At 64.8% G+C, this 625-nt stretch carries 1 protein-coding gene; it reads right to left on the reverse strand.

The window, feature by feature from the left end:
• The coding region (locus INT12_RS30965; RefSeq protein WP_193059238.1) for a two-component system response regulator at positions 1 to 482 on the reverse strand (482 nt) is incomplete at its 3' end.
• Positions 483 to 625: the final 143 nt, after the last annotated feature.

The following is a 625-nucleotide window of genomic DNA, read 5'->3' on the forward strand; positions in this document are numbered from 1 at the left end:
GCCATCATCGTTTCATTGAGCTTGAGGGCGTGCTCCAGCGCCTGGTTGCGCGCCTTAAGCAGCTGCTTCTGCTGGTACAGCTCAATGAACACGTTGACCTTGCTCATGATCACCTGCGGCTCGATCGGCTTGTGCAGGAAATCCACCGCGCCGCTTTCGTAGCCCTTGAACGCGCGCACCGGATCGTTCGGCGAGGCGGTCAGGAAGATGATCGGCACATCGCGGCTGCGCTGCGAGCCGCGCATCAGCTCGGCCAGCGAAAAACCGTCGATCTCCGGCATGTGCACGTCCAGCAGCGCCAGCGCCACTTCGTGTTCGAGCAGCAGTTCCAGCGCTTCGGCACCCGAGGCCGCGCACAGGATGTCCAGGCCGTCGCGGCGCAGCAGCGCCTCCATGGCGACCAGGTTCTGGGGGACGTCATCGACGATGAGCAGGTTCACACGCTCGGTGGCCGGCGTCGGGGTGGACTCGATAAGGTTCATCGGGCAAGGCCTTTCATGCGCGAGCATAGGGAGGTGAGCGTCAGCACCGCATCGGCGCCGGCATGTGCCAGCGCAGCCGCTGGCATGATCGGGGAATAGGCTTCGTCGGGGCACTGGATCCAGGCCTGGCCACCGGCGTTGCG

The organism is Pseudomonas sp. K8, assembly GCF_014889455.1.
GTDB lineage: Bacteria > Pseudomonadota > Gammaproteobacteria > Pseudomonadales > Pseudomonadaceae > Aquipseudomonas > Aquipseudomonas veronii.